This window comes from Nonomuraea sp. NPDC005983 (genome assembly GCF_040614375.1).
In the GTDB taxonomy this organism is placed as follows: Bacteria; Actinomycetota; Actinomycetes; order Streptosporangiales; family Streptosporangiaceae; genus Nonomuraea.
In genome coordinates, this window is the sequence record NZ_JBEXUP010000095.1 from 1 (window position 1) to 25,239 (window position 25,239).

The window sequence follows — 25,239 nt, forward strand, 5'->3', positions numbered from 1 at the left end:
CGCCGACAGCGGCTGGCTGGCGGCGCAGGCCGCCGCCGAGCCTGCCCAGGGCGGCACCACCGCCTCGGGTCTGCCGAGGCGCGTGCCGAAGGCGAACCTGGTGCCGGGCACGGCCAGTCCGGCCGAGCCCCAGGCGACGTCTCCTGCGCCGCCGGTCTCTCCCGAGCGGCTGCGGAGCCGGCTCTCCAGCTTCCAGCAGGGCGTTCGCCAAGGCCGAGCGTTCACCCGCGGAGAAGAGAATGAGGAGGACAAATGAGAGAACTGAGCCAGGGAGCACGTGGCATCAGTTGGCTGATCACTGACTTCGTCAACAATGTGCCCGGCGTCGCGCACACCGTCGTGGTGTCGTCGGACGGCCTGCCGTTGGCCTTCTCCGAGGGTTTCCCCAAGGACCGGGCCGACCAGCTCGCCGCGGTGGCCTCCGGTGTGGTCAGCCTGACCCAGGGTGCCGCCCGGGTCTTCGAGGGCGGCATGGTGACGCAGACCGTCATCGAGATGCAGCGTGGGCTCCTGATGATCATGTCGATCAGTGACGGGTCCTGCTTGGCGGTGCTTGCCGCGCCCGACTGTGACATGGGGTTGGTGGCCTATCAGATGACGCTGCTGGTCGACCGCGCCGGTCAGGTGCTCACCCCGGCCGTCCGCGCCGAGCTGCAAGCGGCCCGCCCCCGCTAGGCGGGCGGTGATAGGAGATCATGGTGTCAGGTCAAGGTCGGGCTGGTGATAACACTCCGCCGCATCCGGCGGCTCCACGTCCGCAGAAGCCGAGCAGCCTGGTACGGCCCTACGCCGTGACCGGTGGCCGCACGGCCCCACGGATGAAGTTCGCCATGGAGGCGCTGGTGTCCTCCGTGACGTCGGAATATCAAGACATTTCACTACTAAGTCCGGAGTATCAGGCGATTATTCAGCTGACCCGGAACGTCAGATCAGTTGCTGAGATCTCCGCCCTTTTACGCCAGCCTCTTGGCGTGGTCCGGGTGCTGATCGCCGATATGGCGTCCGAGGGCCTGATCCGCGTACACCAGCCTGCGCTGGACGCGGGAAAGCCGGACCTCAACTTGCTCGAAAGGGTGCTCAGTGGACTTCGCAGGCTCTAGCCCCGGCCTCACCTCGACGAAGATCGTCGTGGCCGGCGGCTTCGGCGTGGGAAAGACGACGTTCGTGGGTGCGGTCTCGGAGATTCTGCCGCTCACCACGGAAGCGGTGATGACGGACGCGTCGGCGGGCGTCGACGACGTCTCGCTCACGCCGAACAAGACGACGACGACCGTGGCGATGGACTTCGGCCGCGTCTCGCTGGACCGTGACCTGATCCTTTACCTGTTCGGCACGCCCGGACAGCACCGGTTCTGGTTCATGTGGGACGACCTGGTACGCGGCGCCATCGGCGCGGTCGTGCTGGTCGACACCCGTCGTCTGGCCGACAGCTTCCCCGCCATCGACTACTTCGAAGAGGCCAAGCTGCCCTTCGTGATCGGCATCAACGGCTGGGACGGCTCGTTCCTCCACCAGGAGCAGGAGATCCGTGAGGCGCTGTCACTGGGCTCGCACACGCCCATCGTGCAACTGGACGCCCGAGCACGTGACTCGGTGAAGGCCACCCTGATCACGCTCGTGGAGCACGCGCTGACGCGCCACACGCACACGCCTGCCTGACAGAGGCCGAGAAGATCTTCGCCGAGTGCCGCCGGACCGGAGTCCGGCGGCACTCGGCGTTCTCAGGCGGCGTTCTCAGGCGGGGATCTCAGGCGGGACTGGTCTCCGACTCGACGCCGCGCACCAGCCGTCCGACCTCGGCGCGCAGATGCACGAAGTCGGAATGCTCCCTGGTGGTGATCTGGTCACGCGGCACGGGGAGGTCCACCTTCAGGTCGCCCACCACCCGCGCCGGGGCCTTGGACAGGACCACCACCCGGTCACCCACGTACACGCTCTCGTCGATGTCGTGGGTGATGAGCACGATCGTCATCTTGTGGTGGCCGCGCACCTGCAGCACGAGGTCCTCGAGGTCCTCGCGGGTCTGCGCGTCGACCGAGCCGAACGGCTCGTCCATGAGCATGAGCGTCGGCCGGTAGGCCAGCGCCCTGGCGATCGCCACCCGCTGCTGCATGCCGCCGGAGAGCTGGAACGGGTACTTGCGCCCGGCCTCCGCCAGGCCCACCGACTCCAGCGCCTCGTCGGCCGCCTCGCGACGGCCCTTCTTGTCCATGCCCTTGCGCCGCAGCGGCAGCGCCACGTTGTCGGCCACCGACATCCAGGGGAACAGCGAGCGGCTGTAGTCCTGGAAGACGACCGCGAGGTTGTCGGGCGTCTGGCTGACCAGCGCGCCCTCGACCCGGATCGCACCGCCCGTCGGCTTGATCAGCCCGGCGATCGAGCGCAGCAGCGTGGACTTCCCGCTCCCCGACGGCCCGACGATGCACAGCAACTCGCCTTCGGCGACGCTCAGGCTCAGCCCGTCGATGGCGCGGTGGGCGCTGGGGCCGCTGCCGTACACGTGCGTGAGGTTGTCTATCTCGAGCAAGGGATGTCCTTAGGGGGAATCCGGAGACAACACGGCGACTCTACCGAAGCGGCGAAATGTTGCCTACGAAGCGGTTGATTCTGGTATCGGCTCAGGCCAGCGGCCTGGACAGGTACCGTCCCACCGGGCGGCCGACGATCTTGCCGGAGTCCAGCACGTGGTTGCCTCGCACGAACGTGTCGGTCACCTTGGCCGTGAGCTCGAAGCCCTCGAACGGCGTGTACTCCTGCGTCGACTCCGACTCGGCCGCGCGCACCGTCCACGCCTGGTCGGGGTCGACCAGGCTGATGTCGGCGTCGAACCCGGGCGCGATCGTGCCCTTGGTCCGCAGGCCGAACCGGCGGGCCGGGTTCCACGCGGTCAGCGCGGCGATCCGGCCGTACGACAGGCCACGGCGGCCGCCCTCGGTGACCAGGCCCGGCAGCAGGTACTCGGCGCCGCCGAAACCGGCCTTGGCCAGGAACACGTCGTCGGCCGGCTCGCCGAACTTCAGCTCCTCCCGGCAGCAGGCGTGGTCGCTGACCACCCAGTCGACGTTGCCGTTCAGGACGTGCCGCCACAGCGCCTCGACGTCCTCGCGCGGCCTGATCGGCGGGTTCACCTTGGCGCCGAGCCCGCTGGCCGTGTCGATGTCGGCGAGCAGGTGCCCGATCGTGACCTCACGGCGGAAGTCGATGTGCGGGAAGGCCTTGTCCATCAGCATGGCCGCGTCCAGCGCCTTGCGCGACGACAGGTGCAGCAGGTTGACGTTGGCCAGCCCGCTCTCGTGCGCCAGGTAGGAGGCGATGAAGACGGCCAGGCCCTCGGAGTGCGGCGGCCGCGAGGCGCTGTAGGCGGCCAGCCCGGACAGCTCGCCCGCCTCCTCCACCAGCTTGGTGTAGGCCGTCATGATCTCGGCGGTCTCGCAGTGCAGCGACAGCGAGATCTCGTCGGCCAGCTTGGGGAAGCGCTCCCTGGCGGCCTGCACGCCGCGCATCACGAACTCGAAGTGCGCGTAGTCGTAGCGCTCGCCCTCGGGCAGCATGAGGAACCTGCTCTGGTCGGCCGAGCGGCCGTGCAGCCCGTGCCCGCCGTAGAACATGAAGATCTTGAAGGACGGCACGCCGAACCGCTCGACCAGGTCGGGCAGCTCGCCGATGTGCCCGCTGGACATCGGCGCGAGGTGGAAGCCGTAGTCGATGTAGGCCCGCCCCTCGGCCTGCGCCAGCACCTCGGGGAAGAAGTCGGCGTAGGCGCCGCCCTTGTTCAGGTAGTACTGCCCGGTGCGCATGTAGGTGAGCGCGGTCGTGACGCCGCCCTGGGCGCTCGCCATGCTCTCCGAGGACGAGTCCTCCGGCAGCGGGTTGTAGATGCCCCAGTGCTGGTGGGCGTCCACGACGCCGGGGAAGGCGAGCCTGCCGTCGCCGTCGATCACCTCGTCGACGCCGTCGGTGGGCAGGCCGGGGCCGACCCGGTCGATCCGCCCGCCGGTCACGGCGATGTCCGCGGGCACGGGCTCGTCCCGGTCGTGCGTGACCACCCGCACGTTCTTCAGCAGCAGATCCGTCACATTGCCTCCTACGCGGTACGCCGGGCGCCGCGGTGCCACCTGAGCATGCGGCGCTCGGCCATGAGGAACAGGGAGTTGAGTACGTAGCCGAGCACCCCGAGCACCACGACGCCGCCCCAGATGGCGGGGAAGTCGACGTTGTCGCTGGCCAGGCTGAGCAGGTAGCCGATGCCCTCGGTGCTGGCCTTGAGCTCGGAGACCACCATGAGGATCAGGGCGAGCGACACGCTCAGCCGCAGCCCGGCGAAGATCTTCGGCGAGGCGGCGGGCAGGATGATCCGGAAGAAGCGCAGGCTCGCGGAGACCCCGAAGACGGTGGCGGTCTCGATCTGCAGACGGTCCACGCTGCGCGCGCCGTCGATGGAGTTCAGCAGGATCGGCCAGATGATGCCGAAGATGATGGTCGCCACCTGCACCTGTGTGCCCATGGTGAACAGCACCAGGAAGACCGGGAGCATCGCGGGCGGCGGCACGGCGCGGCCGAACTCCACCAGCGGGTCGATGTAGTCGGCCAGCTGCCCGATCCTGCCGATCGCGACGCCGAGCGTGACGCCGATGACCACGGCCGCGCTCCACGAGCCGATCACCCGGACGAGGCTGGGCACCCAGTTGCCGACCGCCTCATCGGTGAGGATGTACGGGCCGGAGAACCACAACTCATACATGTGGGACGCGATCTGCGTGGGCGGAGGGAAGTAAGGGTTGGCCGCCGACTTGGTGACGAGCTCCCAGGCGACGAGGACCACCGGGATCAGCCAGAAGCGCTTGACGAGGGTCATGATCATGCGGTCCGCCACCTGAACAGGCGCCGCTCTGCGCGGAGCAGCAGGGTGTTGACCACCAGCCCGATGGCCCCGGCCCAGACCAGGGACGCGATCACGTTGATCATCGCGTCGGCGCCGATACCGGTGCTCGCCTGGATGAGGAAGGCCCCGAGCCCGCCGGCGCCGCCGACGACGTACTCCACGCTGATGGCCAGGATGAGCGTGATCGAGGCGGCCAGCCGGATGCCGGTGAAGATGAACGGCGCGGCGCTCGGCAGCGAGACCCGCCAGACCACCGCCCCTGAGCCGAAACCGAACGAGCGCAGCGTCTCGGTGGCCACCGGGTCGACGTCTCGCACGCCGTACAGAGTGTTGATCAGGATCGGCCAGGAGGAGGCGTAGACGATCAGCGCGACCTTGGCGTTGATCTCGGGCTGGAAGATGAACAGCGCGAGCGGGATCAGCGCGATCGAGGGGATGGGGCGCAGGAACTCGACGATCGCCCGGGTCATCTCCTCCACGACCGGGACGGTGCCGAGCAGCAGGCCCACCGGCACGGCGACGATCACGGCGAGCGGGAGGCCGATGACGGCGGCGGTGAGCGTGGAGACCAGGTCGCCGAGGAACTCCGGGTCGAACGCCAGGCTGATCGCCCTGGCCAGTGAGTCCGACGCGGTGGGCAGCCACTTGACCAGGCCGGTCCTGCCCACGACTTCCCAGACGAGCAGAAAAGCCGCCACGCCGACGGCGTGGCGGGCGAGCTTGGCCAGCCTGGCGCGGGCGAGCGAGGACCGCTCACCGCGCGCCAGAGTTGTCGCAGTCGTCATCCCTGCGATGCGACGATCATCGAGTTGACGTCGATCTTCTGCTTGATGAAGCCGTACTCGAGCATCAGGTCCGCGACCCGCTGGATGCGCTGGGGGCTCAGCGTGGTCGGGTAGTTGCCGAGGTTGATCGTGGCGGCGGTCGCTGCCGGGATCTGGGTGAAGGTCGGCAGGATCTTCGTCACGGCGCCGCGGTCGGTGGCGGCGATGTTCTGCGCCTTGGCCATCGCCCGCTGGAAGGCGGCCAGCGTCTTGGGGTTGCTGGACACCCACTTCTCGGTGGCGGCCCATCCGGTGATCGGCAGGCTCTCGGTCGGACCGGACATCGTGTCGAGGAGCATGGTCGCGCCGAGCTTGTTCTTGGCCTCGCTGACGTACGGGTCGGTCATCCAGACCGCGTCCACGTCACCCTTCTCCAGTGACTGCAGCTGGTTCGTGGTCGGTACCACAACGTACTGGACGTCCGTCTTCGGGTCGAGACCGGCGATCTTGAGGTGGGGGTTCATGGTGAGAACTCCCAGACCGGTGGTGGCGTTAACACCGATCTTCTTGCCCTTCAGGTCAGCGACCTTCTTGATCTGCGAGTTCTTCGGCACCATCACGCCGAAGGCCCCGGCCGCACCCTGGTAGGAGTCGGCGATGTACTTGAACTTCTCCGTACCCGAGCCCTGGATGAACAGGATGGTCGGGTAGCTGCCCAGCACCACGTCCATGCTGCCGTTGGCCAGCTTGGGCAGGACCGCCTGCGGAGCCTGGATGGCCTCGGTCTTGACGTTGAGGCCCTGCTCCTTGAAGAAGCCGCGCTCGATGGCGATGAACAGCGGAGCGGCGTCAGCTCCGGGATACTCGCCGATCAGAAGGTCTGTCTTCTCAAGACCATTGGCATTGGTGGCGCCTCCGGTCTTGCTATCTGAGCTGGAACACCCCGTAATGGCAAGGGTGGCCACAAGTCCAATCAGGGCGGTGCGCCCTAGTGCACCGAACCTCATGTCGCGTCTCCTTCGAACGGGGGGTGATCGACGACGGTCGCACCCTAGCGCAGCTAACTCTTGCGCATGGCCCCCCGATTCTGGAAATTAAACAATATATATCAGGAAAAGGTGATCAAGATGAGCGTCTGGGCGATATGTCCTGGTTTGGGAGGTGGAATATCGGCCTCTACCAGAGCCGAATGGTAAATGTCGGGTTTGTCACAATATGTATAGATATGGATCGGCTGCGACTTATGCGGTATTGGCCGATCTCCTGCTGTTGTGCTCAAATAAGCTCTCGCCCCATGGGTGCGTCGGCGTCACACGGCAAAAACATGCATGACGTGATCCTCTTGCACCAGACCAGTCGAGGAGAGGTTGCGGAGGCCAGTGAGGAACGCATTCCCCCCAGCAGGCGGGGATCCCGGCTTAACGGCTGAGGCGTCCGCCCCCGTGGCGCTTCACGTCAAGTCCAAGGCCGCGGCACGGGCCGGGCGTGCGAAGAAGACGGGTGGTTTCGCGCTGCGCAACTGGCGGGTGCGCTCGAAGCTGCTGGTACTGGTCGTCATTCCCACCCTGGCGGCCCTGGCCCTCGGCGGCTTCCGCGTCGCGACCTCGATCAGCAGCGCCAGCGAGTACGAGCGGGTCAACGACACCGCGATCCTGGCCAGCAAGCTCACCGCGCTCGCCCATGAGGTCGAACTGGAACGTGACCTGACCGCCAGCTTCGTCGCGCAAGGGCGCAGGGAATCCGGCCAGGCCGACGTCACCGCCCAGTACAGCGTGGTCAACAAGCTCGTCGACGACGTGCGCGGCGGCATCGACGCCCTCGCCGGCTCCGACAGTCCCCAGCGCGCGCAGGCCGTTCGCATCAAGAACCGCTTCGACGAACTCGAGCAGTCCCGCAAGACCGCGGTCGACTCCCAGCTGAACGTCGGCTCCGTGATCGAGCTGTACGACCGGAGCATCTCCGACTTCATCGCACTCAACGACAGCATCGACCAGGGTGCCGTCGACAAGGAACTGGCCGACAGCGTCTCCGGCTTCGCCGCGCTGTCCAGGGCCAAGCAGTACGTCTCCCGCCAGCGCGCGCTCCTCGTCGCCGCGCTGGCCTCCAGGCAGTTCGGCAAGGAGGGGCTCGACGCCTTCATCGCCGCCCGCGCCCAGCGCAACAGCGAGCTGGCCACCTTCCGGGCCCAGGTGCCGCTGAACCTGCGCCAGGCGTACGACGACATCGTCAGCGGCCAGGCCGTCGACCAGGCCGAGCTGATCCAGGCCCGCGCGCTGTTCCTGCAGGACTCCGGCCGGCTGCTGGCCGACAGGAACCTCGGGGTCGAGCGCGACGGCAAGGCGTGGTTCGACGCTGTCAGCAAGACCATCGACGGCATGCGCAAGGTCGAGCAGCAGGTCGCCGACTCGATCCTGCTGCGCAGCCGCACCCTGCAGGGCGCGGAGCAGCAGAGCGCGTGGATCATCGCGATCGCGATCGCGATCCTGCTCATCCTCGTGCTGGTCGTCACCACGCTCATGGCGCGCTCGCTGAGCGGCCCGCTGCGCAGGCTGCGCAGGGAGGCGCTGTTCATCGCGGGCCGCCGCCTGCCGGACACCGTCCAGCAGCTGCGCGAGTCCGAGTCGACCGCCCTGCCGGAGGTCGAGCCGATCGGCGTCGCGTCCGCCGACGAGATCGGTGAAGTCGCCCGGGCCTTCGACGAGGTGCACCGCGAGGCCGTCCGGCTGGCAGGCGAGGAGTCCAGGCTCCGCAGCAACGTCAACGCGATGTTCGTCAACCTGTCCCGCAGAAGCCAGACCCTGGTCGAGCGCCAGATCACCCTCATCGACGGCCTGGAACAGGGCGAGCAGGACGAAAGCCGGCTCGCGAACCTGTTCAAGCTCGACCACCTGGCCACCCGCATGCGCCGCAACAGCGAGAACCTGCTGGTCCTCGCCGGACAGGACCCGCCACGCCGCTGGAGTCAGCCGGTCAAGCTGGTCGACGTGGCCCGTGCCTCGCTGTCGGAGGTCGAGAACTACGAGCGGGTCGTCCTGCAGGTGCCCGACGGGGTATCCGTCGCCGGGCAGGCGGTCAACGACGTCATCCACCTGATCGCCGAGCTGGTCGAGAACGCGCTGTCGTTCTCGCCCCGTGAGACCCGGGTGACGGTCTCCGGCAGCCGGATCGACGGCGGCGGCGTCATGCTGTCGATCACCGACGCCGGCATCGGCATGACCAGCGAGGAGCTGACCCAGGCCAACGAGCGGCTCATGGACGCCCCGACCGTCGACGTCTCGGTCTCGCGCCGCATGGGACTGTTCGTGGTCGCGAGGCTGGCGAACCGGCACGGCGTCCGCGTCCAGCTGCGCCCGCACGGTTCCGGCGGGCTCACCGCCATGGTGCTGCTGCCCGAGTCGCTGCTCGGCAACCAGGCGCCCCCCTCCTACGCCGGCTCGTCGGGCGGCGGCGTGCGCGAGGAGACCTACGCGGCCCCCGCGATGCCCGCGCCTCCGGCGCCCCCCGCGCAGGAGTGGCAGGGCGGCGGCTACCAGATGGGTCCCGGACACCCGTCGTACCCGTCCAACCCGCAGTCGGGCAACGCCTGGCCGTCGATGCCCCAGTGGCCGTCCGACGTCAACGGCTGGTCCTCGGAACCGGGCGCCCGCAGCGGCGGGTACGACACCGCCGACGTCTGGGTGCCGTCGCGGGGCACGGGCGACAACGGCCTGCCCAAGCGTCCCGCCGCCGAGCCGCCGCCGAACTGGAGCAGCTTCGCCGACCGGATGGAGACGAGCCCGCCGCCCCGGCAGCAGTTCGACTTCCCGGAGACGGAGGCCGCGGCCACCGGCCCCATCCCGGCGGTGAGCCCGCCGTCGGCCGGTGACGAGTTCCTGCCGATCTTCGCCTCCGTGGAGTCGGCCTGGTTCGAGCACAGCGACAACGGCGCCAACTGGGACTCGTCCAAGGCCGACGTCGGCTGGCACGCAGCGGAAGCCGTGATCGAGCCGGTACGCGACGGTTCGACCGCCGCCGGGCTGCCCAAGCGGGTGCCCAAGGCCAATCTCGTGCCGGGCTCCGCGGACACTGCCTCGGCGCCGAAGGGCGTCACGCCGATGCCGTCGGTCTCACCAGACCAGGTACGCAGCCGCCTGTCCAGCTTCCAGCAGGGCTTCAGGGCGGCACGCGAAGACATCAGTGAGGGCAGGGCGAATACCAACGGCCCGAGACCCGTCGATAGCAGGGAGGAGGGCGTATGAACGACCTGAGCCACGCGGCCCGCGGAGTCGACTGGCTGATCACCGACTTCGTCAGCACCGTTCCAGGAGTCGCCCACGCGGTTGTCGTGTCATCCGACGGCCTTCCGCTGGCCGCCTCGTCGGGGTTTCCCCCCGACCGGGCGGACCAGCTGGCGGCCATCGCGTCCGGGCTCGTGAGCCTGACGCAGGGAGCGGCCAGGGTCTTCGAGGGTGGCGCTGTCAACCAGACCATCGTCGAGATGCAGCGGGGGCTGATGCTGATCATGTCGATCAGTGACGGCTCCTGCCTGGCCGTACTGGCCGCACCCGACTGCGACATGGGTTTGGTGGCGTACCAGATGACGCTCATGGTGGATCGCGCCGGACAGGTGCTCACTCCGGCGGTGCGCGCAGAGTTGCGCGCAAGCCAGACCAGGTGATGTAGGTGACGGACCCCAGGTGGAACAGCGGCGGTTGGGAACCCCAGCCCCAGCCGCAGCTGCATTCTGATCCCGCGTCGCCGGTCCGTCCCTACGCAGTGACGGGGGGACGGACCGCGCCGCGGGTCAAGCTGGCCATGGAGGCCTTGGTATCGTCCGCGACGGCCGAGTACCGGGAGTTCTCCCATATCACGCCGGAGTATCAGGCGATCAGCCAGCTGTGCCGGCAGGTCCGGTCGGTGGCCGAGGTGTCGGCCCTGCTCCGGATCCCGCTCGGTGTGGTGCGTGTGCTGATCGCCGACATGGCGGCCGAAGGTCTGGTACGCGTGCACCAGCCGGAGCTGGATGCCGGAAGGCCAGACGTCAACCTGCTCGAAAGGGTGCTCAGTGGACTTCGCAGGCTCTAGCCCCGGCCTCACCTCGACCAAGATCGTGGTGGCCGGCGGTTTCGGGGTGGGCAAGACGACGTTCGTCGGTGCGGTGTCGGAGATCATGCCGCTGACCACCGAAGCCGTCATGACGGACGCCTCCGCCGGGATCGACGACCTCGGCATGACGCCGCTGAAGTCCACCACCACCGTGGCCATGGACTTCGGGCGGGTCTCGCTGGACCGTGACCTGATCCTTTACCTGTTCGGCACGCCCGGACAGCACCGGTTCTGGTTCATGTGGGACGACCTGGTACGCGGCGCCATCGGCGCGGTCGTGCTGGTCGACACCCGTCGTCTGGCCGACAGCTTCCCCGCCATCGACTACTTCGAAGAGGCCCAGCTGCCCTTCATCGTGGGCGTGAACGGCTGGGACGGCCAGTACCAGCACAGTGACGCGGAGGTGCGCGACGCTCTCACGCTTGCGCCGCACATCCCGCTGATCCGGCTGGACGCCCGATCCAAGGACTCCGTCAAGAGCGCGCTGATCAACCTCGTCGAGCACGCGCTGACCGTCCGGATGGCCGTGCCAGGCTGGAGCGGCTAACAGAGCGGCTAGGCTGAGTCCAGACCCACTTTCGCTTCGAGGACTGGCCAACCACGTGTTCGAGACCCTTTCCGACCGGCTGACATCGGTCTTCTCCTCCCTCCGTTCCAAGGGTCGGCTGTCCGACGCCGACATCGACGCGACCACCCGCGAGATCCGCATCGCGCTGCTCGAGGCCGATGTCGCGCTCCCGGTGGTCAAGGCGTTCGTCGCCCGTGTCAAGGAGCGCGCCCGCGGCGCCGAGGTCTCCCAGGCGCTCAACCCGGCGCAGCAGGTCGTCAAGATCGTCAATGACGAGCTGATCGAGATCCTCGGCGGCGAGACCCGCAGGCTCCGCTACGCCAAGACGCCGCCGACCGTCATCATGCTGGCCGGTCTGCAGGGCGCCGGAAAGACCACCCTGGCGGGCAAGCTCGCCAGGTGGCTGCGCGAGCAGGGCCACGCGCCCTTGCTGGTCGCCGCCGACCTGCAGCGGCCCAACGCCGTGCAGCAGCTCCAGGTCGTGGGCGAGCGGGCGAAGGTCGCCGTCTACGCGCCAGAGGCCGGCAACGGCTCCGGCGACCCGATCGCGGTGGCCCGACAGTCGATCGACGAGGCCAAGCGGCAGCAGCACGACATCGTCATCATCGACACCGCCGGCCGCCTGGGCATCGACCAGGAGATGATGCAGCAGGCCGCCGACATCCGCGACGTCGTGCGTCCCGACGAGGTCCTGTTCGTGGTCGACGCCATGATCGGCCAGGACGCCGTCACCACCGCGCAGGCGTTCATGGACGGCGTCGGCTTCGACGGTGTCGTCCTCACCAAGCTCGACGGCGACGCCCGGGGCGGTGCCGCGCTGTCGGTCAGGCACATCACCGGCAAGCCGATCATGTTCGCCTCCACCGGTGAGAAGCTGGAAGACTTCGACGCCTTCCACCCCGACCGGATGGCCTCCCGCATCCTCGACATGGGTGACATCCTCACCCTGATCGAGCAGGCGCAGAAGACGTTCGACGAGGAGCAGGCCGCCAAGATGGCGGGCAAGCTGACGTCGGGCGAGAGCTTCACGCTCGAGGACTTCCTCGAGCAGATGATGATGGTCCAGAAGATGGGGCCGATCAAGAACCTGCTCGGCATGATGCCCGGCATGGGGCAGATGCGCGACCAGCTCAACTCCATCGACGACCGCGACCTCGACCGCATCGCCGCCATCATCCGGTCGATGACCCCTACGGAACGGCAGGACCCGAAGATCATCAACGGCTCCCGCCGCGCGCGGATCGCGGCCGGCTCCGGCGTCACGGTCACCGCCGTGAACAACCTCGTCACCCGCTTCTTCGACGCGCAGAAGATGATGAAGCGGATGGCCGGCGGGATGGGCATCCCCGGCATGCCGGGCGGCGGCCGGAGTAAGGCGGCCAAGGCACAGAAGAAGGGCAAGAAGGGGCGTCGCGTCAGCGGTGACCCGCGCAAGGCGGCGCTGGAGAAGTCGTCCTCGTCCTCGTCCTCGGGGGAGGCTCCCGCGGCGCCCAAGCAGGGCGGTGTGCTGGGCAACCTGGGTGGCCAGCTCCCGCCGGGCATGGAGCTCCCGCCCGGCTTCGACCCGAGCAAGCTGCGCCTCCCCGGCCAGAAGTAGCCCGACCCGGGCGAGCCGGCTCGGCCTGCCCGGACGTCCACCCCGGCCTGCCCGGACGTCCACCCCGGCCTGCCTGGCTCGGCCTGCCCGGGCGTCCACGCCGTGGTGCCATGCCGGGTCGGTTGTGTGCCCGCTGGATGCGGCTCCCGCAGTCTGCCCGAGGGTCCGCCTTCGGGCGCCTTATACGGGTCTTTTCGGGCATCGCCGACGCTCCCGGCCGACCTGAGGAGTACGCGGGCGGGGCTCGGCGCGCTGCTGATCATGGCGGCACCACGCCGGCCCTGACAGCGGGACGACACGCGACGCTTGCCGACCCTTTGCGCGGGCATGCGCCTTCCAGTCGTAGGCAGTGCCGTGGATCTGGCAGAATGGCATGTTGGAACATCGCGACCAGGCGGGTGCCCTCTCATCTCCCGCCAGCCGTGCCTGTCCCTTGAACGCCATCCCATCGTGCCCCACTCGATGTGGTGCCGTTCGCCCACGCTCAAATGCAGGAGAGACCACACCCGTGGCAGTCAAGATCAAGCTCAAGCGGCTCGGCATGATCCGCAACGCTCAGTACCGAATCGTCGTCGCCGACAGCCGCACCAAGCGTGACGGCCGGGCGATCGAGGAGATCGGCCTGTACCACCCGAAGGAGACCCCTTCGCGCATCGAGGTCAACGCCGAGCGCGCTGCCTACTGGTTGGGTGTCGGCGCGCAGCCGACCGAGCCGGTTATGAAGCTGCTCAAGCTGACCGGCGACTGGCAGAAGTTCAAGGGCGAGCCCGCCCCCGCGCCGATGAAGGTCGCCGAGCCGGCGGCCGACCGCCACGCTCTCTACGAGGCCGCGGCCAAGGAGGCGCTGTCCGGTGGCGACACCGGCACGACCGCCACCACGCCGAAGAAGGCCAAGAAGAAGGACGAGGCCGAGGCCCCCGCCGAGACCCCGACCGAGGGCGAGGGCTGACGTGCTCGAGGAGGCCCTCGAGCACCTCGTCAAGGGCATCGTCGAATACCCCGACGATGTCCGGGTCCGCGCACGCCGCATTCGCAGCGGGCGCGTCCTGGAGGTCCGGGTGCACCCCGAGGACCTGGGCAAGGTCATCGGACGCGGCGGGCGCACCGCCAAGGCGCTGCGCACGGTCGTGAATGCCCTGGCCGACGGGAAGTTCGTCCGGGTCGATCTCCTCGACCTGCACGAAGCAGTCCGTTAGCGTCAGGTTTGTGCGCCCTCATCGGTTTCCTCCGATGAGGGCGCTCGCGTAAGAAGAGGTAGGTTAACGTGCAGCTGGTCGTCGGCCGGATAGGCCGCCCGCACGGCGTACGCGGTGACGTGACCGTCGAGGTGCGCACCGACGATCCAGAGCTGCGCTTCGCCGTCGGCACATCGATCGCCACCGACCCCGTCAACAGGGGGCCGCTCGTCGTCGAGAGCTGCCGCTGGCACAAGGGCACGCTCCTGGTCACCTTCCAGGGGGTCGCCGACCGCAACGAGGCGGAGGAACTGCGCGGCACGATGCTGGTCATCGACTCCGCGGACGTGCGGCCGTCCGATGATCCCGACGAGTTCCACGACCACCAGCTCATCGGGCTCGCGGTCGTGACCACGTCCGGCGAGCAGGTCGGCGAGGTCACCGACGTCCTGCATCACGGTCAGGATCTGCTGGTGGTACGGCGGAGCGGGCGCGACGAGGCGCTCATCCCGTTCGTCAGGGCCCTGGTGCCCGAGATCGACCTGGAGGCGAGGCGCCTGGTGGTCGATCCGCCGGAGGGCCTGCTGTGACGGGTGGCCCGGAGGGCACGATGCGGCTCGACATCATCTCGATCTTCCCTGAGTACTTCACCCCGCTCGACGTCTCGCTGATCGGCAAGGCGCGCGAGCGCGGCACCCTCGACGTGCGGGTGCACCAGCTCCGCGACTGGGCGCACGACGTGCACAAGACCGTCGACGACACCCCGTACGGCGGCGGCCCCGGCATGGTCATGAAGCCCGAGGTGTGGGGCGAGGCCATCGACACGGTCATCGAGGGCGGCTCGCCACGGATGATCGTCCCGACGCCGAGCGGCAGGCCGTTCACGCAGGAGCTCGCTCAGGAACTGGCGGCCGAGCCGTGGCTGCTGTTCGCGTGCGGCCGGTACGAGGGCATCGACTCGCGCGTCATGGCCGAGTACGGCGCCCGCCTGCGCGTCGACGAGGTCAGCATCGGCGACTACGTCCTGGCCGGGGGAGAGGTGGCGGTGCTGGTGATGGTCGAGGCCGTCGGCAGACTGCTGCCGGGGGTGCTCGGCAACGTCCACTCGGCCGTCGACGACTCCTTCGCGCCCGGAGCCATGCGGAACCTGCTCGAAGGCCCCGTCTACACCAAACCGCCCGTCTGGCGGGGGCGCGAGGTGCCTCCAGTGCTGCTGTCCGGGCATCACGGGAACGTGGCCAGGTGGCGGCGTGACCAGGCGCTGCGCCGCACCGTCGCGAACCGTCCCGAGCTGGCGGCGGCGATCGATCCGGAGACACTCGACAAGCACGACCGCAGGCTGCTCGAAGAGCTGTCGTTTCGCGTCGGGCCGGAAGATATGGCAAACTGAAGCGCTGCCAACTGCCATGCGGTTGGTCCGCCGTGCCCGGGAATGATCCCGGGTTCATCAATCAGCAGGCGCGTCCGCCGCGAGCTCTCGCCGGGTGGACCTCCGCGTGCTCACGAGGACTTGAGGAACAGCTCTCATGCACACGAAGATCCAGGAGCTCGAGAAGTCGACCCTGCGCAGCGACGTCCCCGACTTCCGTCCGGGTGACACGCTCGAGGTTCACGTCCGAGTCGTCGAAGGCAACCGCTCCCGCGTCCAGGTCTTCAAGGGCTTCGTGCTGCGCCGGCAGGGCAGCGGCGCCCGCGAGACCTTCACGGTCCGCAAGGTCAGCTACAGCGTCGGCGTCGAGCGGACCTTCCCCGTGCACAGCCCGGTCATCGAGAAGATCGTGCTCGTGACCCGCGGCGACGTGCGCCGCGCCAAGCTCTACTACATGCGCGACCTGCGCGGCAAGGCCGCTCGCATCCGCGAGAAGCGCGAAGCCACGCCCGCCAAGTAGCCCAGACCCTTCCGAATGGCCCGCATGGTTCGCGGGCCATTCGGCTTTGCGGTGAGTTTCCTTTATGTGGAGCGACTCGTGCGCGGGTGTAACGTCGGTCGAGGCTTGTCGAGCCGAAGCATCATCTAGGCTCGTCAGCGATGACTAACGAAAGCCAGGAGCCCGGCGCGCCGCGCCGCCCTGTCGAGGACGAGGTGGACGTGGTCGCCGAAGAGACTCAAAAGCCAGCGAAGGACGAAAAGAAGGACAAGAAAGGGTCGTTCTGGAAGGAACTGCCCGTCCTTGTCGTCGTGGCGCTGGTGCTGGCCCTGATCATCAAGACCTTCGTGATCCAGGCCTTCTACATCCCGTCCGAGTCGATGGAGAACACTCTCCTGAAGAACGACCGGGTTCTGGTGAACAAGCTCGTGTACCACACGCGCGACATCGAGCGCGGTGACGTGGTGGTGTTCTCCGGGGTCGACTCGTGGGATGGCGAGTTCCAGATGGAGGAGCCGTCCAACCCGGTCGCGGCGTTCTTCCGCTGGGTCGGCACCGCGTTCGGCGTGGTGCCCGGCGAGAAGGACTACATCAAGCGGGTCATCGGCGTGGGCGGCGACCACGTCAAGTGCTGCGATCCCCAAGGGCGCATCACGGTCAACGGTGTGGCCATCGACGAGCAAAGCTATCTCTATCCGGGCAACGTGCCGTCCGACAAATTCTTCGACATCAAGGTGCCAGAGGGGCGGCTCTGGGTGATGGGCGACCACCGCCTCGTCTCGCTCGACTCGCGCTCGCACCAGGGCGATCCGGGCGGCGGCTCGATCCCCGAAGGCCAGGTCATCGGCCGGGCCTTCGTCATCGTGTGGCCGTTCTCCAGAGCGACGACGCTGTCCATCCCCGACACGTTCGCGCAGCCCGCGCTGCAGGCGCTCGGTGGCGCCACCCCGATGCTCGCCGGATTCGCCGGAGCCGTACCCTTGGTTCTGCTGCGTCGGCGGCTGGTCAAGAAGAAGCGTTGATGGCCGTCACCAAGAAGGCGGAGGCGGTGGAGAAGAAGAAGAAAAAGGGCGGCTTCCGCGAGACGGTCTTACTGCTCGTGCTGGGCGTAGGCATCGCGCTGCTGCTACAGGCGTTCGTGGTCGGATCGTTCTACATCCCTTCCGAATCGATGGAGAACACCCTGCTGATCAACGACCGGGTGTTCGTCAACAAGCTCGCGGGCAAGCCCGAGCGTGGCGACATCGTCGTGTTCAAGGGCTGGAACGGCGAGGACACGATCAAGAGGGTCATCGGGGTCGGCGGCGACAAGGTGGCCTGCTGCGACTCCAAGAAGCGGATCACGGTCAACGGCACGCCGCTCGACGAGTCGTCTTACCTGTACCCCGACGACTTCCCGTCCAAGGAGCGCTTCTCGTACACGGTCCCTGCGGGCAAGCTCTGGCTGATGGGCGACCATCGCAGCGCCTCCGCCGACTCGCGCTCCCACGTCAATGAGCCGGGAGGCGGCTTCATCTCCGAGGACGCGGTGATCGGCACGGCCGTCGTGCGCTACTGGCCGCTGTCGCGGGCGCTGATCTTCCAGAAGCCCGAGACTTTCGACAAGGTCAAGTAGGGCGGGCTTTCGGTCGCGGTTTGCGGCGATTGAGGCGTACCCTTCCTGTGTCATGACAGTTGCGTTCCGCCCTCGACCGAGCGTCGTCAGGCGCGATTCCGGTCTCTACGCCTACGAGAGGGCGCTGGCCCGCCGCGGCCTCACCCCGATCGCAGGCGTGGACGAGGCAGGCCGTGGCGCGTGCGCCGGACCCCTGGTGGTCGCGGCGGTGGTGCTGCGCAAGCAGATCGACGGCCTGGCCGACTCGAAGCTGCTCTCGCCCGCGGTGCGTGAGCGTCTCTACGCCCGGATCGTCGACACGGCGTACGTGAGCGTGGTCACGATCCCTCCGGAGGAGATCGACGCCAGGGGTCTGCACCGGAGCAACGTCTCAGGAATGCGGCGGGCGGTGGCGCGGCTGCCCTGCGACCCGGCGTACGTCCTTACGGACGGCTTCCCGGTGCCGGGCCTTTCGGCGCCGTCGCTGGCCGTGTGGAAGGGCGACCAGGTGGCGGCGTGCGTGGCCGCCGCGTCGATCGTGGCCAAGGTGATGAGGGACCGCATGATGGTTTCGCTTGACGCGGAATACCCCTCGTACGGCTTCGCCGATCACAAGGGGTATGTGACGCCAGGACACAGATTGGCACTGGAGACCCACGGCCCATGTCCGCACCACCGGTACTCCTTCGTCACGGTGGCCAGGGAGATGGGTGAAAATGAAATGGGGGCCGGGGTTGCCTGACCAGGCTAACCGGGGGACCGGTACGACAGGAGGACCGCGATGAGCGCAGAAGATCTCGAAAAGTATGAAACCGAGATGGAGCTGCAGCTTTACCGCGAATACCGCGATGTCGTGGGTCTGTTCACGTACGTCGTGGAGACGGAGCGGCGCTTCTATCTGACCAACTCGGTCGACCTCGACGTCCGCACCGCCGAGAACGGCGACGTGTTCTTCGACGTGAAGATGCAGGACGCCTGGGTGTGGGACATGTACCGGCCGGCGCGGTTCGTCAAGAACGTCCGCGTGGTCACGTTCAAGGACGTCAATGTGGAGGAACTGGCCAAGGCCGACCTGGAGATGCCCAAGGAAGGCTTCTCCAGATAGCCGCTGGGGCTCGCTGGTGAGGGAGGTGCGTTCCGCTCTCGGGACCGCTTGAACGCAGTCGGGGTGCCGTCCGTGAGAGGGCTCCTGGGGGCTGCGGCGGGGTTGGCGGCCTCTCGTGTCGCCATCCGCTCTGGTGATCGGGAGGATTTGCTCCCGCGAGCTGGCAGCGCTCGAGCCGCTCTCGGCAGATGGAGCACCACGGTGGAGGCGTCGTGCCGCTCGCCGTCGGGGTCGTAGCCACGGGTGCACAGCACACACAGCACGTACAGCACCGCCAGCACGCCGGGAAGCCGCTCGGCCGGCGGCGGGCCCCGGGGAACGAGGTACGGGATTCGCACGTCCGCGATCTTCTCTTGGCCCGGGTCGGCCCGGCCGATCAACACCGCAGGGCCAACAGAGGGTTACGGGGGACGGTGGGCGACGTGGGCGGATCCACCATCGCCCGCGCCAACGCCGAAGACCCCGCCTGGGGTGGGACGAGGAGCGCGGCTGGACGTTGGTCGAAGTCACCTCTGTGCATGAGTTTGGACCAACTGCGAACACCTACTTCGACCTCTGCCTGGGGCTGGTGCCGGAGCCCGCCGAGGTCGCTCACATCGTCAAGCAGGTCTTGACCGGCGACCTTTCGGTGAGCACAGGCCAGGGGCGGCGACTCCGCCGGAGTGCTGACGACGATGGAGATCTGGAAACGGTGCTCGCCGCCTATTCAAGGGGCAACTGAGCCTGTTGTTAAGTTCCTCAATCTTCGCCCGGGGACGGGTCGCGGATCCGCTGGCGACGCATGTCGAGGACCTGACGCCAAACGGCGAGGTGCAGCGCTCGGCGAGGCGGGATGCCTGCCACTGAGAAGCGCGACGGCGCCCATCTGGTGGGCGGGCTTGCCGCTGGTGAGAGCCTGGTCGGTCGGGGGGATCAGTCGCAGCCATCCAGAAGGCGCCCACCGCTACGCGGTCCCTTCGGGATCTTCGCATGGGCGCCGGCCGCTCCGCTCACGACACATACGCCAGTCGCGCTCAGCGCGTTCGTGATCGCCTGCACGCAGGACAACCGCTCACGAACAGTCGCGGCGTTCGTCCGCACCGCCATCTCGGTGGCATCTCGCGAACCCCGGAACGAGGCGGAGCTCATACCCGAGCAAAACCGGTCACTGCTCTCGAAGTAGGACCCCGCCGAGGGCTGTCACCGCCGGCAGCTCCCTCTGCGAGGCCATCCGCATGTCGTGTGCTCGCTCGTCCACAGACCTTTGCATCCGCGCACCCCTCATCCACAGAATCCCGTTCGGCCCCAAGCCGCCCACCCCGCATAGGCGAACGTCATCGGCGGGAGGTGGCACATGTCCGCGAAGAACGAACTCGGCAAGCACGGCGAGCAACTGGCCGTCGACTACCTCGAAGCCGAGGGCTTGCACATCATCGAGCGCAACTGGCGCTGTCGCCACGGCGAGATCGACATCATCGCCGAAGACGGCGCCAACCTGGTCGTCGTGGAGGTCAAGACCCGGTCCAGCAGATCCCACGGCACAGCCCTGGAGTCGGTACGGCCGGCCAAGCTGGCCAGGCTCCGCATGCTGGCAGCCACGTGGCTCGCCGGCCAACCCCGTACCTTCGCCACAGTCCGGGTCGACGTGATCGCCTTGGAGCGCTTCGCCGGCGACTTCGCCCTGCGCCACGTCAGGGGGGCGATCTAGATGGCGGTGGCCCGAACCCGCAGCGTGGCCCTGGTCGGCGTCACAGGCCGCAGCGTGGAGGTGGAGGCGGATGTCGGCAACGGCCTGGCCGGCATCCACCTCATCGGCCTCCCCGACACGGCCCTGAGCGAGGCCCGCGAACGCGTCAGATCAGCCATGGTCAACAGCCACTACCCCTGGCCCGACGCCCGCATCATCGTGAGCCTCTTCCCCGCCAGCCTCCCCAAGCGCGGCAGCCAGTTCGACTTGGCCATAGCCGTGGCGGTCCTCGGCGCCGCCGGCGTGGTGCCCGCCGAGCGCATCGCCGAGCCGTTCTTCCTGGGCGAGCTGGGCCTCGACGGTCGGCTCCGACCCGTACGCGGCATCCTTCCCTCGGTGCTGGGCGCCGCGAGGCACGGCGACGTCACGGTGGTGGTCCCGGCCGCGAACTCGGCGGAAGCAGCCCTGGTGCCTGACGTCAGAGTCGTCCCCGTCACCGATCTACGCCAGCTGGTGGAGTGGCTGCGCAGGGGAGACGGCCCACCCCAGCTGAGTGTCGGTGACCTCCCGGAGCCGCCTCAGCCGTCCGCTCGCCCGGCCGTCGATCTGGCGGACGTGGTCGGCCAGCCCATGGCCCGCCGAGCACTGGAGGTGTGCGCCGCCGGCGGCCACAACCTCTGGATGCTGGGCCCACCCGGCACGGGGAAGACCCTGCTGGCCGAACGTCTTCCCACGCTCCTGCCCGACCTCGAACTGGACCACGCTCTCGAAGTGACGGCCATCCACTCCGTGGCAGGAGTTCTGCCGCCCGACTGCCCCATGATGAGCAGGCCCTCGTTCGTCAGCCCGCACCACACCGCGACAGCGGCCTCGATCATCGGCGGTGGCAGCACGGTCGTACGCCCGGGTGCCGTCTCCCTGGCCCATAGAGGCGTGCTCTTCATGGACGAAGCTCCCGAGTTTCCGCGCCACGTCCTCGACTCCCTCCGCCAGCCCCTGGAGTCCGGCCGGGTCACGGTCGCCAGATCGGTCGGTTCGGTCACCTTCCCGGCGAAGTTCATGCTCGTTCTCGCAGCCAACCCGTGCCCCTGCGCGCAACCCCAGGGCAAGGGCGAACCGTGCCAGTGCACACCCACAGCCAAGCGACGCTACATCGGCAAGCTCTCAGGCCCTCTCCTCGACCGCATCGACATGAAGGTCACCGTCGCCCGCTCTTCCAGGCGTGAACTCATGGCCGACCGCCAGTTCGTGGAGTCCAGCAAGACGGTGGCGGAACGAGTCGCGGCAGCCCGCCAGCGAGCCGCGAAGCGCCTGGCGAGCACTCCCTGGCGTACGAACGCCGAGATCCCGTCGTCCACCCTCCACGCCGAACTCCGCCCGCCGGAATCCGCCATGAAACCGATGACAGCCTGCCTCGACTCCGGCTCCCTCAGCGCCCGGGGCCTCGACCGCGTCATCAGAGTCGCCTGGACTCTCGCGGACCTTGCCGAAAAGGACCGCCCCGATCACGAGGAAACCACCACAGCCCTCACTCTGTGGCTAGGAGCCAGCCTGTAACGGCCCTGCCCTCCCCCTCTCAATCCCAAGGCGCCAGAACGTCCCCACGACGCGAGACGCGGATGACGACCGCCTCGCGATGCCCCGCCTTGCCCGAAGACAGCACGTCCCAACCACCACCCAGCTATCACCAATCTCAGGAGTCATATGAGCACCCCGGAGCACGAGGCAAGGGCCGCCCTCATGCGCGCCGCCGACGTGGGCGACACCTCCATGGGCCGCCTCGTGGCCCACTGCGGCGCGGCTGGAGCGGTCGAGGCCGTCCTTGCGAACAGGCTCCCACCCTCCTTCCTCAGCCAGGAGTCACAACACCAACGCGAGTCAGAACTAGACAAACGCCTAAGAACCTGGCACGTCCGCCTGGCGACGGCGGACCCCGCAGCCGACCTTGCCGCAGGAGCGCAAGCCGGAGCCAGGCTCGTCATCCCCGGTGCCTCGGAATGGCCCACCCAGCTCGACCGACTGGGCGCAGGGCGGCCTCTCGGCCTGTGGCTCCACGGCACCGCCGACCTGCGCTTCTCCTGCCTGCGCTCCGTCGCCGTAGTAGGCGCGCGAGCCGCCACGGCGTACGGCATGCACATCGCGGCCGAGTTCGGTGTGGGCCTCAGCGAAGCAGGCTGGACGGTCGTCTCAGGCGGCGCCTACGGCATCGACGGCGCAGCCCACAGGGGAGCCCTGGTGGGAGACTCCCCGACGGTTGTCGTCCTGGCCTGCGGCGTCGACATCTCCTACCCGATCGGACACCACAAACTGTTCGGTGAAGTCCATGAGCAGGGCGTGGTGATCAGCGAATGCCCGCCCGGAGTCCATCCCACCCGAGCCCGTTTCCTGATCAGAAACCGCCTGATCGCCGCCCTGTCCAGAGGCACGGTCGTCGTCGAGGCGGCGCTACGCAGCGGCGCACTCAACACGGCCGGGCACGCCCTGTCGCTCGAACGTCACCTGGCCGCGGTCCCCGGCCCCGTCACGTCGAGCATGTCGGCCGGCTGCCACCGCCTCCTGCGCGAACGCAAGGCCGTCTGCGTCACCTCGCCCGAGGAAATGATCGAGCTGGTGGGCGTGATGGGCGACGACCTCGCCCCCCACCCCCGAGCCCCCGCAGTGCCCCGCGACAGGCTCAACGAGACGACCAGAAAGGTACTGGACGCCGTGCCCAGCAGGGGCGGCGCGGGCCCAGCCTCGATCGCGGTGGCGGCCGGAGTAGACCTCGACAGCGCCCTCAGCGCACTGGGAGGCCTCGCGGCGGCCGGCTACATCGAGCGAGCCCCCAAGGGCTGGCGCATCCGCAGACCCTTCACGGCCACCTACCAAAAAGCCGAAGGACTCCCGGACCCGATAGCCCCACCACCCGACGACTCACCCCCACCAGAAGACCCGCTTCCCCTCCATACCCCACACCTGCAGAACGCCTCACTCCCGGATGATGCGGAACCACCCACGAGCAACCCGACCCACCTCCCCGACGAGCCCCCCATCTACCGATAAAGCCCCTCGACCACGCTTCGTCCACCCGAGACACACGCACGCTCAGCTCGCGTGCACGCACCCGCAGTCTCCCGCGTTCACTGGCCACTTCACGGTTCGGCGGACACTCCTGGCTGGTCAGGCCGGGAAGCGGCCGTGCTCGCAGATGGCCGACTGTCCGTTCACGCCAGAGGATCGCAGTCACCTCCAACAGTCCCAATCTCATCGGCGTCGGATCGAGGCACGGCAGAGCTGGTGGTGTTGGATCGAAGACATCGGATAGGTCATGGTCAACAAGTGAGCCAAGGTCACAGCGCATCGAGCGACGATGGAACGGACGGTCTCGAAAGAATGACAGCGGAACGGGCGATAGTCGGGCGGTCGATGCCTGAACCGGCGAGGAAGACCACAGCAGCAAACGAGCAACTGGCGCAAGTACCTATGGTCAACCAATCTGCGGCCCCGGCGAATCTTGCAATGGACGCGACCAATGGCAAGCTCTTTGCGAAGTCCGCAGGCGACGACCCTGCGGAACCTGAAACGTCCAAAGCGGCAATCCTGTGATTCCTGGAAAGTCCGAAGCGAGCCCGATTTCGGAGAAGGCTGAAGCGGGAGAATCCAAAATTTCTGAGAACTTTGTAATGGATGAATTCATTGCACGCGAGATGCCTATGGCGGACGGCGCTACTCCAGGCGAGGTTCCTGCATCGGGCAGGACTGTGCCACGCCGGGAGCCTTCGGCGGACAGGACCAAGCCGAGCGGGGCGCCTTCGGCGGGCAGCGCCATTCTCGGCGAGGTGCCTGCGACGGGCAGGATTATGGTGCACCGGGGGCTTGATGTGGACAGGACCGAGCCGCGCGTGGCGCCTGCGGCGGACGGTACTATGCCACGCCAGACCCCCGGGGCGGGCGAAACTTTGGCGGACGATGAGCTTTCCGTGGATGAATCCACCGACCATGGACGTGTGCCTTCTGTTTCGCCCGCAGAAGGTATCCCAGCCGCCGAAGTGTTAGCGGAGTTCGCGAAGTATCTGCAATTCGAACGTGACCTTTCTCCGCACACCCAGCGGGCTTACCTGTCCGACATCGCGGCCCTCCTGGAGCATCTGGATTCACGACTCGAGGCGATCGATATCGCAGCACTGCGGGAGTGGCTGGCAGAACAGCACGCGGAAGGTAAGGCGAGGGCCACGTTGGCACGCAGGACTGCCTGCGTGCGCACGTTCACGGCCTACTGCCACCGCCGCGGCTGGCTGCCGGACGATCCAGGCCTGCTTCTCAGCAGCGCCAAGTCCCACCGCCCGCTACCTTCCGTGCTGGACCAGGGGCAGGCCCAGGCTGTCCTCGACGCGCCATTGACGGCAGAGCCCAAGGATCTGCGTGACCAAGCGCTCCTGGAGCTCCTCTACGCGACAGGCGTCCGAGTGAGTGAGTTGTGCGCGCTGGACGTCGACGACGTTGACCGGGATCGACACGTCATCAGAGTCCTGGGCAAGGGCCGCAAGGAACGCTCGGTGCCCTTCGGCCTCCCCGCGTTGCAGGCGCTGGACAGGTGGTGTGTCCACGGCCGCCCTTTGTGGATCCGTGACGGCTCAGGCCCAGCTCTCTTTCTAGGCGTACGAGGCGGGCGAATCGACGCGGGCACGGTCCGCCGAGTCGTTCACGCCCGGTTGGCGCAGGTGGAGGGCGTCTCGGATATGGGCCCGCACGGGCTGCGTCACACTGCGGCGACCCACCTCTTGGAGGGCGGGGCCGATCTGCGAAGCGTCCAGGAACTCCTCGGCCACGCCTCCCTCAACACCACACAGATCTACACCCACGTCTCGATCGAGCGCCTCAGATCCGCATACCGTCAAGCGCACCCCAGAGCTTGACCGCGCCGGCGCCCGGACGCGACTCGGCAAGGGCCGCCAC

27 protein-coding genes and 1 pseudogene are annotated in these 25,239 nt (G+C 67.9%); 23 read left to right on the forward strand and 5 right to left on the reverse strand.

Features of this window, described 5'->3' with window-relative positions; genetic code table 11:
- The 4 genes and pseudogenes from ABZ297_RS32225 to ABZ297_RS32240 form a co-directional block, all read left to right on the forward strand.
- Positions 1-256, forward strand: a pseudogene (locus ABZ297_RS32225) (hypothetical protein); the annotation flags it as partial.
- A gap of 5 nt (positions 257-261) precedes the next feature.
- Positions 262-675 (forward strand): roadblock/LC7 domain-containing protein, encoded by a 414-nt coding sequence (locus ABZ297_RS32230; RefSeq protein WP_350803328.1) that lies wholly within the window; start codon positions 262-264, stop codon positions 673-675.
- A gap of 20 nt (positions 676-695) precedes the next feature.
- Entirely contained in the window at positions 696-1,100 is a 405-nt protein-coding gene (locus tag ABZ297_RS32235; RefSeq protein WP_350802631.1) for a DUF742 domain-containing protein, read from the forward strand.
- The gene (locus ABZ297_RS32240; RefSeq protein ID WP_355354005.1) at positions 1,081-1,659 is read left to right on the forward strand and encodes an ATP/GTP-binding protein; all 579 of its coding nucleotides are present in this window, start codon (positions 1,081-1,083) and stop codon (positions 1,657-1,659) included. Before ABZ297_RS32235 ends, ABZ297_RS32240 begins: the two co-directional genes overlap by 20 nt.
- A gap of 88 nt (positions 1,660-1,747) precedes the next feature.
- Here ABZ297_RS32240 and ABZ297_RS32245 read toward each other — a convergent pair whose 3' ends face one another.
- From ABZ297_RS32245 to ABZ297_RS32265, 5 genes are all read right to left on the reverse strand, one after another.
- Positions 1,748-2,527, reverse strand: coding sequence for an ABC transporter ATP-binding protein (locus ABZ297_RS32245; RefSeq protein WP_355354008.1), 780 nt, complete (start codon positions 2,525-2,527; stop codon positions 1,748-1,750).
- Positions 2,528-2,618: 91 nt separating this feature from the next.
- Positions 2,619-4,076: a dihydroorotase family protein gene (locus ABZ297_RS32250; protein ID WP_355354011.1), complete on the reverse strand. Its 1,458-nt coding sequence runs from the start codon at positions 4,074-4,076 to the stop codon at positions 2,619-2,621.
- A gap of 8 nt (positions 4,077-4,084) precedes the next feature.
- A complete protein-coding gene (locus ABZ297_RS32255; RefSeq protein ID WP_355354014.1) occupies positions 4,085-4,861 on the reverse strand; it encodes an ABC transporter permease subunit in 777 nt (258 codons plus the stop codon).
- On the reverse strand, positions 4,858-5,667 hold the full coding sequence (locus ABZ297_RS32260) for an ABC transporter permease subunit (protein WP_355354017.1): 810 nt from the start codon (positions 5,665-5,667) through the stop codon (positions 4,858-4,860). The genes ABZ297_RS32255 and ABZ297_RS32260 overlap by 4 nt, the downstream gene beginning before the upstream one ends.
- Positions 5,664-6,653 carry an ABC transporter substrate-binding protein gene (locus ABZ297_RS32265; protein WP_355354020.1) on the reverse strand — a complete coding sequence of 330 codons (990 nt, stop codon included), beginning with the start codon at positions 6,651-6,653 and terminating at the stop codon, positions 5,664-5,666. Before ABZ297_RS32265 ends, ABZ297_RS32260 begins: the two co-directional genes overlap by 4 nt.
- Before the next feature lie 435 nt (positions 6,654-7,088).
- Here ABZ297_RS32265 and ABZ297_RS32270 point away from each other — a divergent pair, with 435 nt between their 5' ends.
- The 19 genes from ABZ297_RS32270 (at position 7,089) to ABZ297_RS32360 (ending at position 25,199) form a co-directional block, all read left to right on the forward strand.
- The gene (locus ABZ297_RS32270; protein ID WP_355354023.1) at positions 7,089-9,884 is read left to right on the forward strand and encodes a nitrate- and nitrite sensing domain-containing protein; all 2,796 of its coding nucleotides are present in this window, start codon (positions 7,089-7,091) and stop codon (positions 9,882-9,884) included.
- Entirely contained in the window at positions 9,881-10,303 is a 423-nt protein-coding gene (locus ABZ297_RS32275) for a roadblock/LC7 domain-containing protein (protein ID WP_350802619.1), read from the forward strand. Before ABZ297_RS32270 ends, ABZ297_RS32275 begins: the two co-directional genes overlap by 4 nt.
- 59 nt (positions 10,304-10,362) lie before the next feature.
- Entirely contained in the window at positions 10,363-10,710 is a 348-nt protein-coding gene (locus tag ABZ297_RS32280) for a DUF742 domain-containing protein (RefSeq protein ID WP_350803327.1), read from the forward strand.
- A complete protein-coding gene (locus ABZ297_RS32285) occupies positions 10,691-11,278 on the forward strand; it encodes an ATP/GTP-binding protein (protein ID WP_355354026.1) in 588 nt (195 codons plus the stop codon). The genes ABZ297_RS32280 and ABZ297_RS32285 overlap by 20 nt, the downstream gene beginning before the upstream one ends.
- Before the next feature lie 55 nt (positions 11,279-11,333).
- Positions 11,334-12,896: a signal recognition particle protein gene (gene ffh / locus ABZ297_RS32290; RefSeq protein WP_355354029.1), complete on the forward strand. Its 1,563-nt coding sequence runs from the start codon at positions 11,334-11,336 to the stop codon at positions 12,894-12,896.
- Positions 12,897-13,404: 508 nt separating this feature from the next.
- Entirely contained in the window at positions 13,405-13,845 is a 441-nt protein-coding gene (gene rpsP, locus ABZ297_RS32295; RefSeq protein WP_355354032.1) for a 30S ribosomal protein S16, read from the forward strand.
- A 1-nt stretch (position 13,846) separates the two neighbouring features.
- Positions 13,847-14,092 carry an RNA-binding protein gene (locus ABZ297_RS32300; protein ID WP_355354035.1) on the forward strand — a complete coding sequence of 82 codons (246 nt, stop codon included), beginning with the start codon at positions 13,847-13,849 and terminating at the stop codon, positions 14,090-14,092.
- 68 nt (positions 14,093-14,160) lie between these two features.
- The gene (rimM, locus tag ABZ297_RS32305; RefSeq protein ID WP_355354038.1) at positions 14,161-14,661 is read left to right on the forward strand and encodes a ribosome maturation factor RimM; all 501 of its coding nucleotides are present in this window, start codon (positions 14,161-14,163) and stop codon (positions 14,659-14,661) included.
- Positions 14,662-14,681: 20 nt separating this feature from the next.
- Positions 14,682-15,461, forward strand: coding sequence for a tRNA (guanosine(37)-N1)-methyltransferase TrmD (gene trmD, locus ABZ297_RS32310; RefSeq protein ID WP_355354041.1), 780 nt, complete (start codon positions 14,682-14,684; stop codon positions 15,459-15,461).
- Positions 15,462-15,597: 136 nt separating this feature from the next.
- Positions 15,598-15,960 carry a 50S ribosomal protein L19 gene (gene rplS, locus ABZ297_RS32315; protein WP_350802607.1) on the forward strand — a complete coding sequence of 121 codons (363 nt, stop codon included), beginning with the start codon at positions 15,598-15,600 and terminating at the stop codon, positions 15,958-15,960.
- Between the two features lie 140 nt (positions 15,961-16,100).
- On the forward strand, positions 16,101-16,961 hold the full coding sequence (gene lepB, locus ABZ297_RS32320; RefSeq protein ID WP_355354045.1) for a signal peptidase I: 861 nt from the start codon (positions 16,101-16,103) through the stop codon (positions 16,959-16,961).
- Positions 16,961-17,554 carry a signal peptidase I gene (gene lepB / locus ABZ297_RS32325; protein WP_355354048.1) on the forward strand — a complete coding sequence of 198 codons (594 nt, stop codon included), beginning with the start codon at positions 16,961-16,963 and terminating at the stop codon, positions 17,552-17,554. The genes lepB (ABZ297_RS32320) and lepB (ABZ297_RS32325) overlap by 1 nt, the downstream gene beginning before the upstream one ends.
- Before the next feature lie 52 nt (positions 17,555-17,606).
- Positions 17,607-18,275 (forward strand): ribonuclease HII, encoded by a 669-nt coding sequence (locus ABZ297_RS32330; protein ID WP_355354051.1) that lies wholly within the window; start codon positions 17,607-17,609, stop codon positions 18,273-18,275.
- 39 nt (positions 18,276-18,314) lie between these two features.
- The gene (locus ABZ297_RS32335) at positions 18,315-18,638 is read left to right on the forward strand and encodes a DUF2469 domain-containing protein (protein ID WP_355354054.1); all 324 of its coding nucleotides are present in this window, start codon (positions 18,315-18,317) and stop codon (positions 18,636-18,638) included.
- 133 nt (positions 18,639-18,771) lie between these two features.
- Positions 18,772-19,359 (forward strand): DUF6292 family protein, encoded by a 588-nt coding sequence (locus tag ABZ297_RS32340; protein WP_355354057.1) that lies wholly within the window; start codon positions 18,772-18,774, stop codon positions 19,357-19,359.
- A gap of 612 nt (positions 19,360-19,971) precedes the next feature.
- Entirely contained in the window at positions 19,972-20,325 is a 354-nt protein-coding gene (locus ABZ297_RS32345) for a YraN family protein (RefSeq protein ID WP_355354060.1), read from the forward strand.
- Positions 20,326-21,861, forward strand: coding sequence for a YifB family Mg chelatase-like AAA ATPase (locus ABZ297_RS32350; RefSeq protein WP_355354063.1), 1,536 nt, complete (start codon positions 20,326-20,328; stop codon positions 21,859-21,861). It abuts the gene before it with no gap.
- A 147-nt stretch (positions 21,862-22,008) separates the two neighbouring features.
- A complete protein-coding gene (dprA, locus tag ABZ297_RS32355) occupies positions 22,009-23,346 on the forward strand; it encodes a DNA-processing protein DprA (protein WP_355354066.1) in 1,338 nt (445 codons plus the stop codon).
- Positions 23,347-24,263: 917 nt separating this feature from the next.
- Positions 24,264-25,199, forward strand: coding sequence for a tyrosine recombinase XerC (locus tag ABZ297_RS32360; RefSeq protein WP_355354069.1), 936 nt, complete (start codon positions 24,264-24,266; stop codon positions 25,197-25,199).
- The last annotated feature ends 40 nt before the right edge of the window (positions 25,200-25,239 follow it).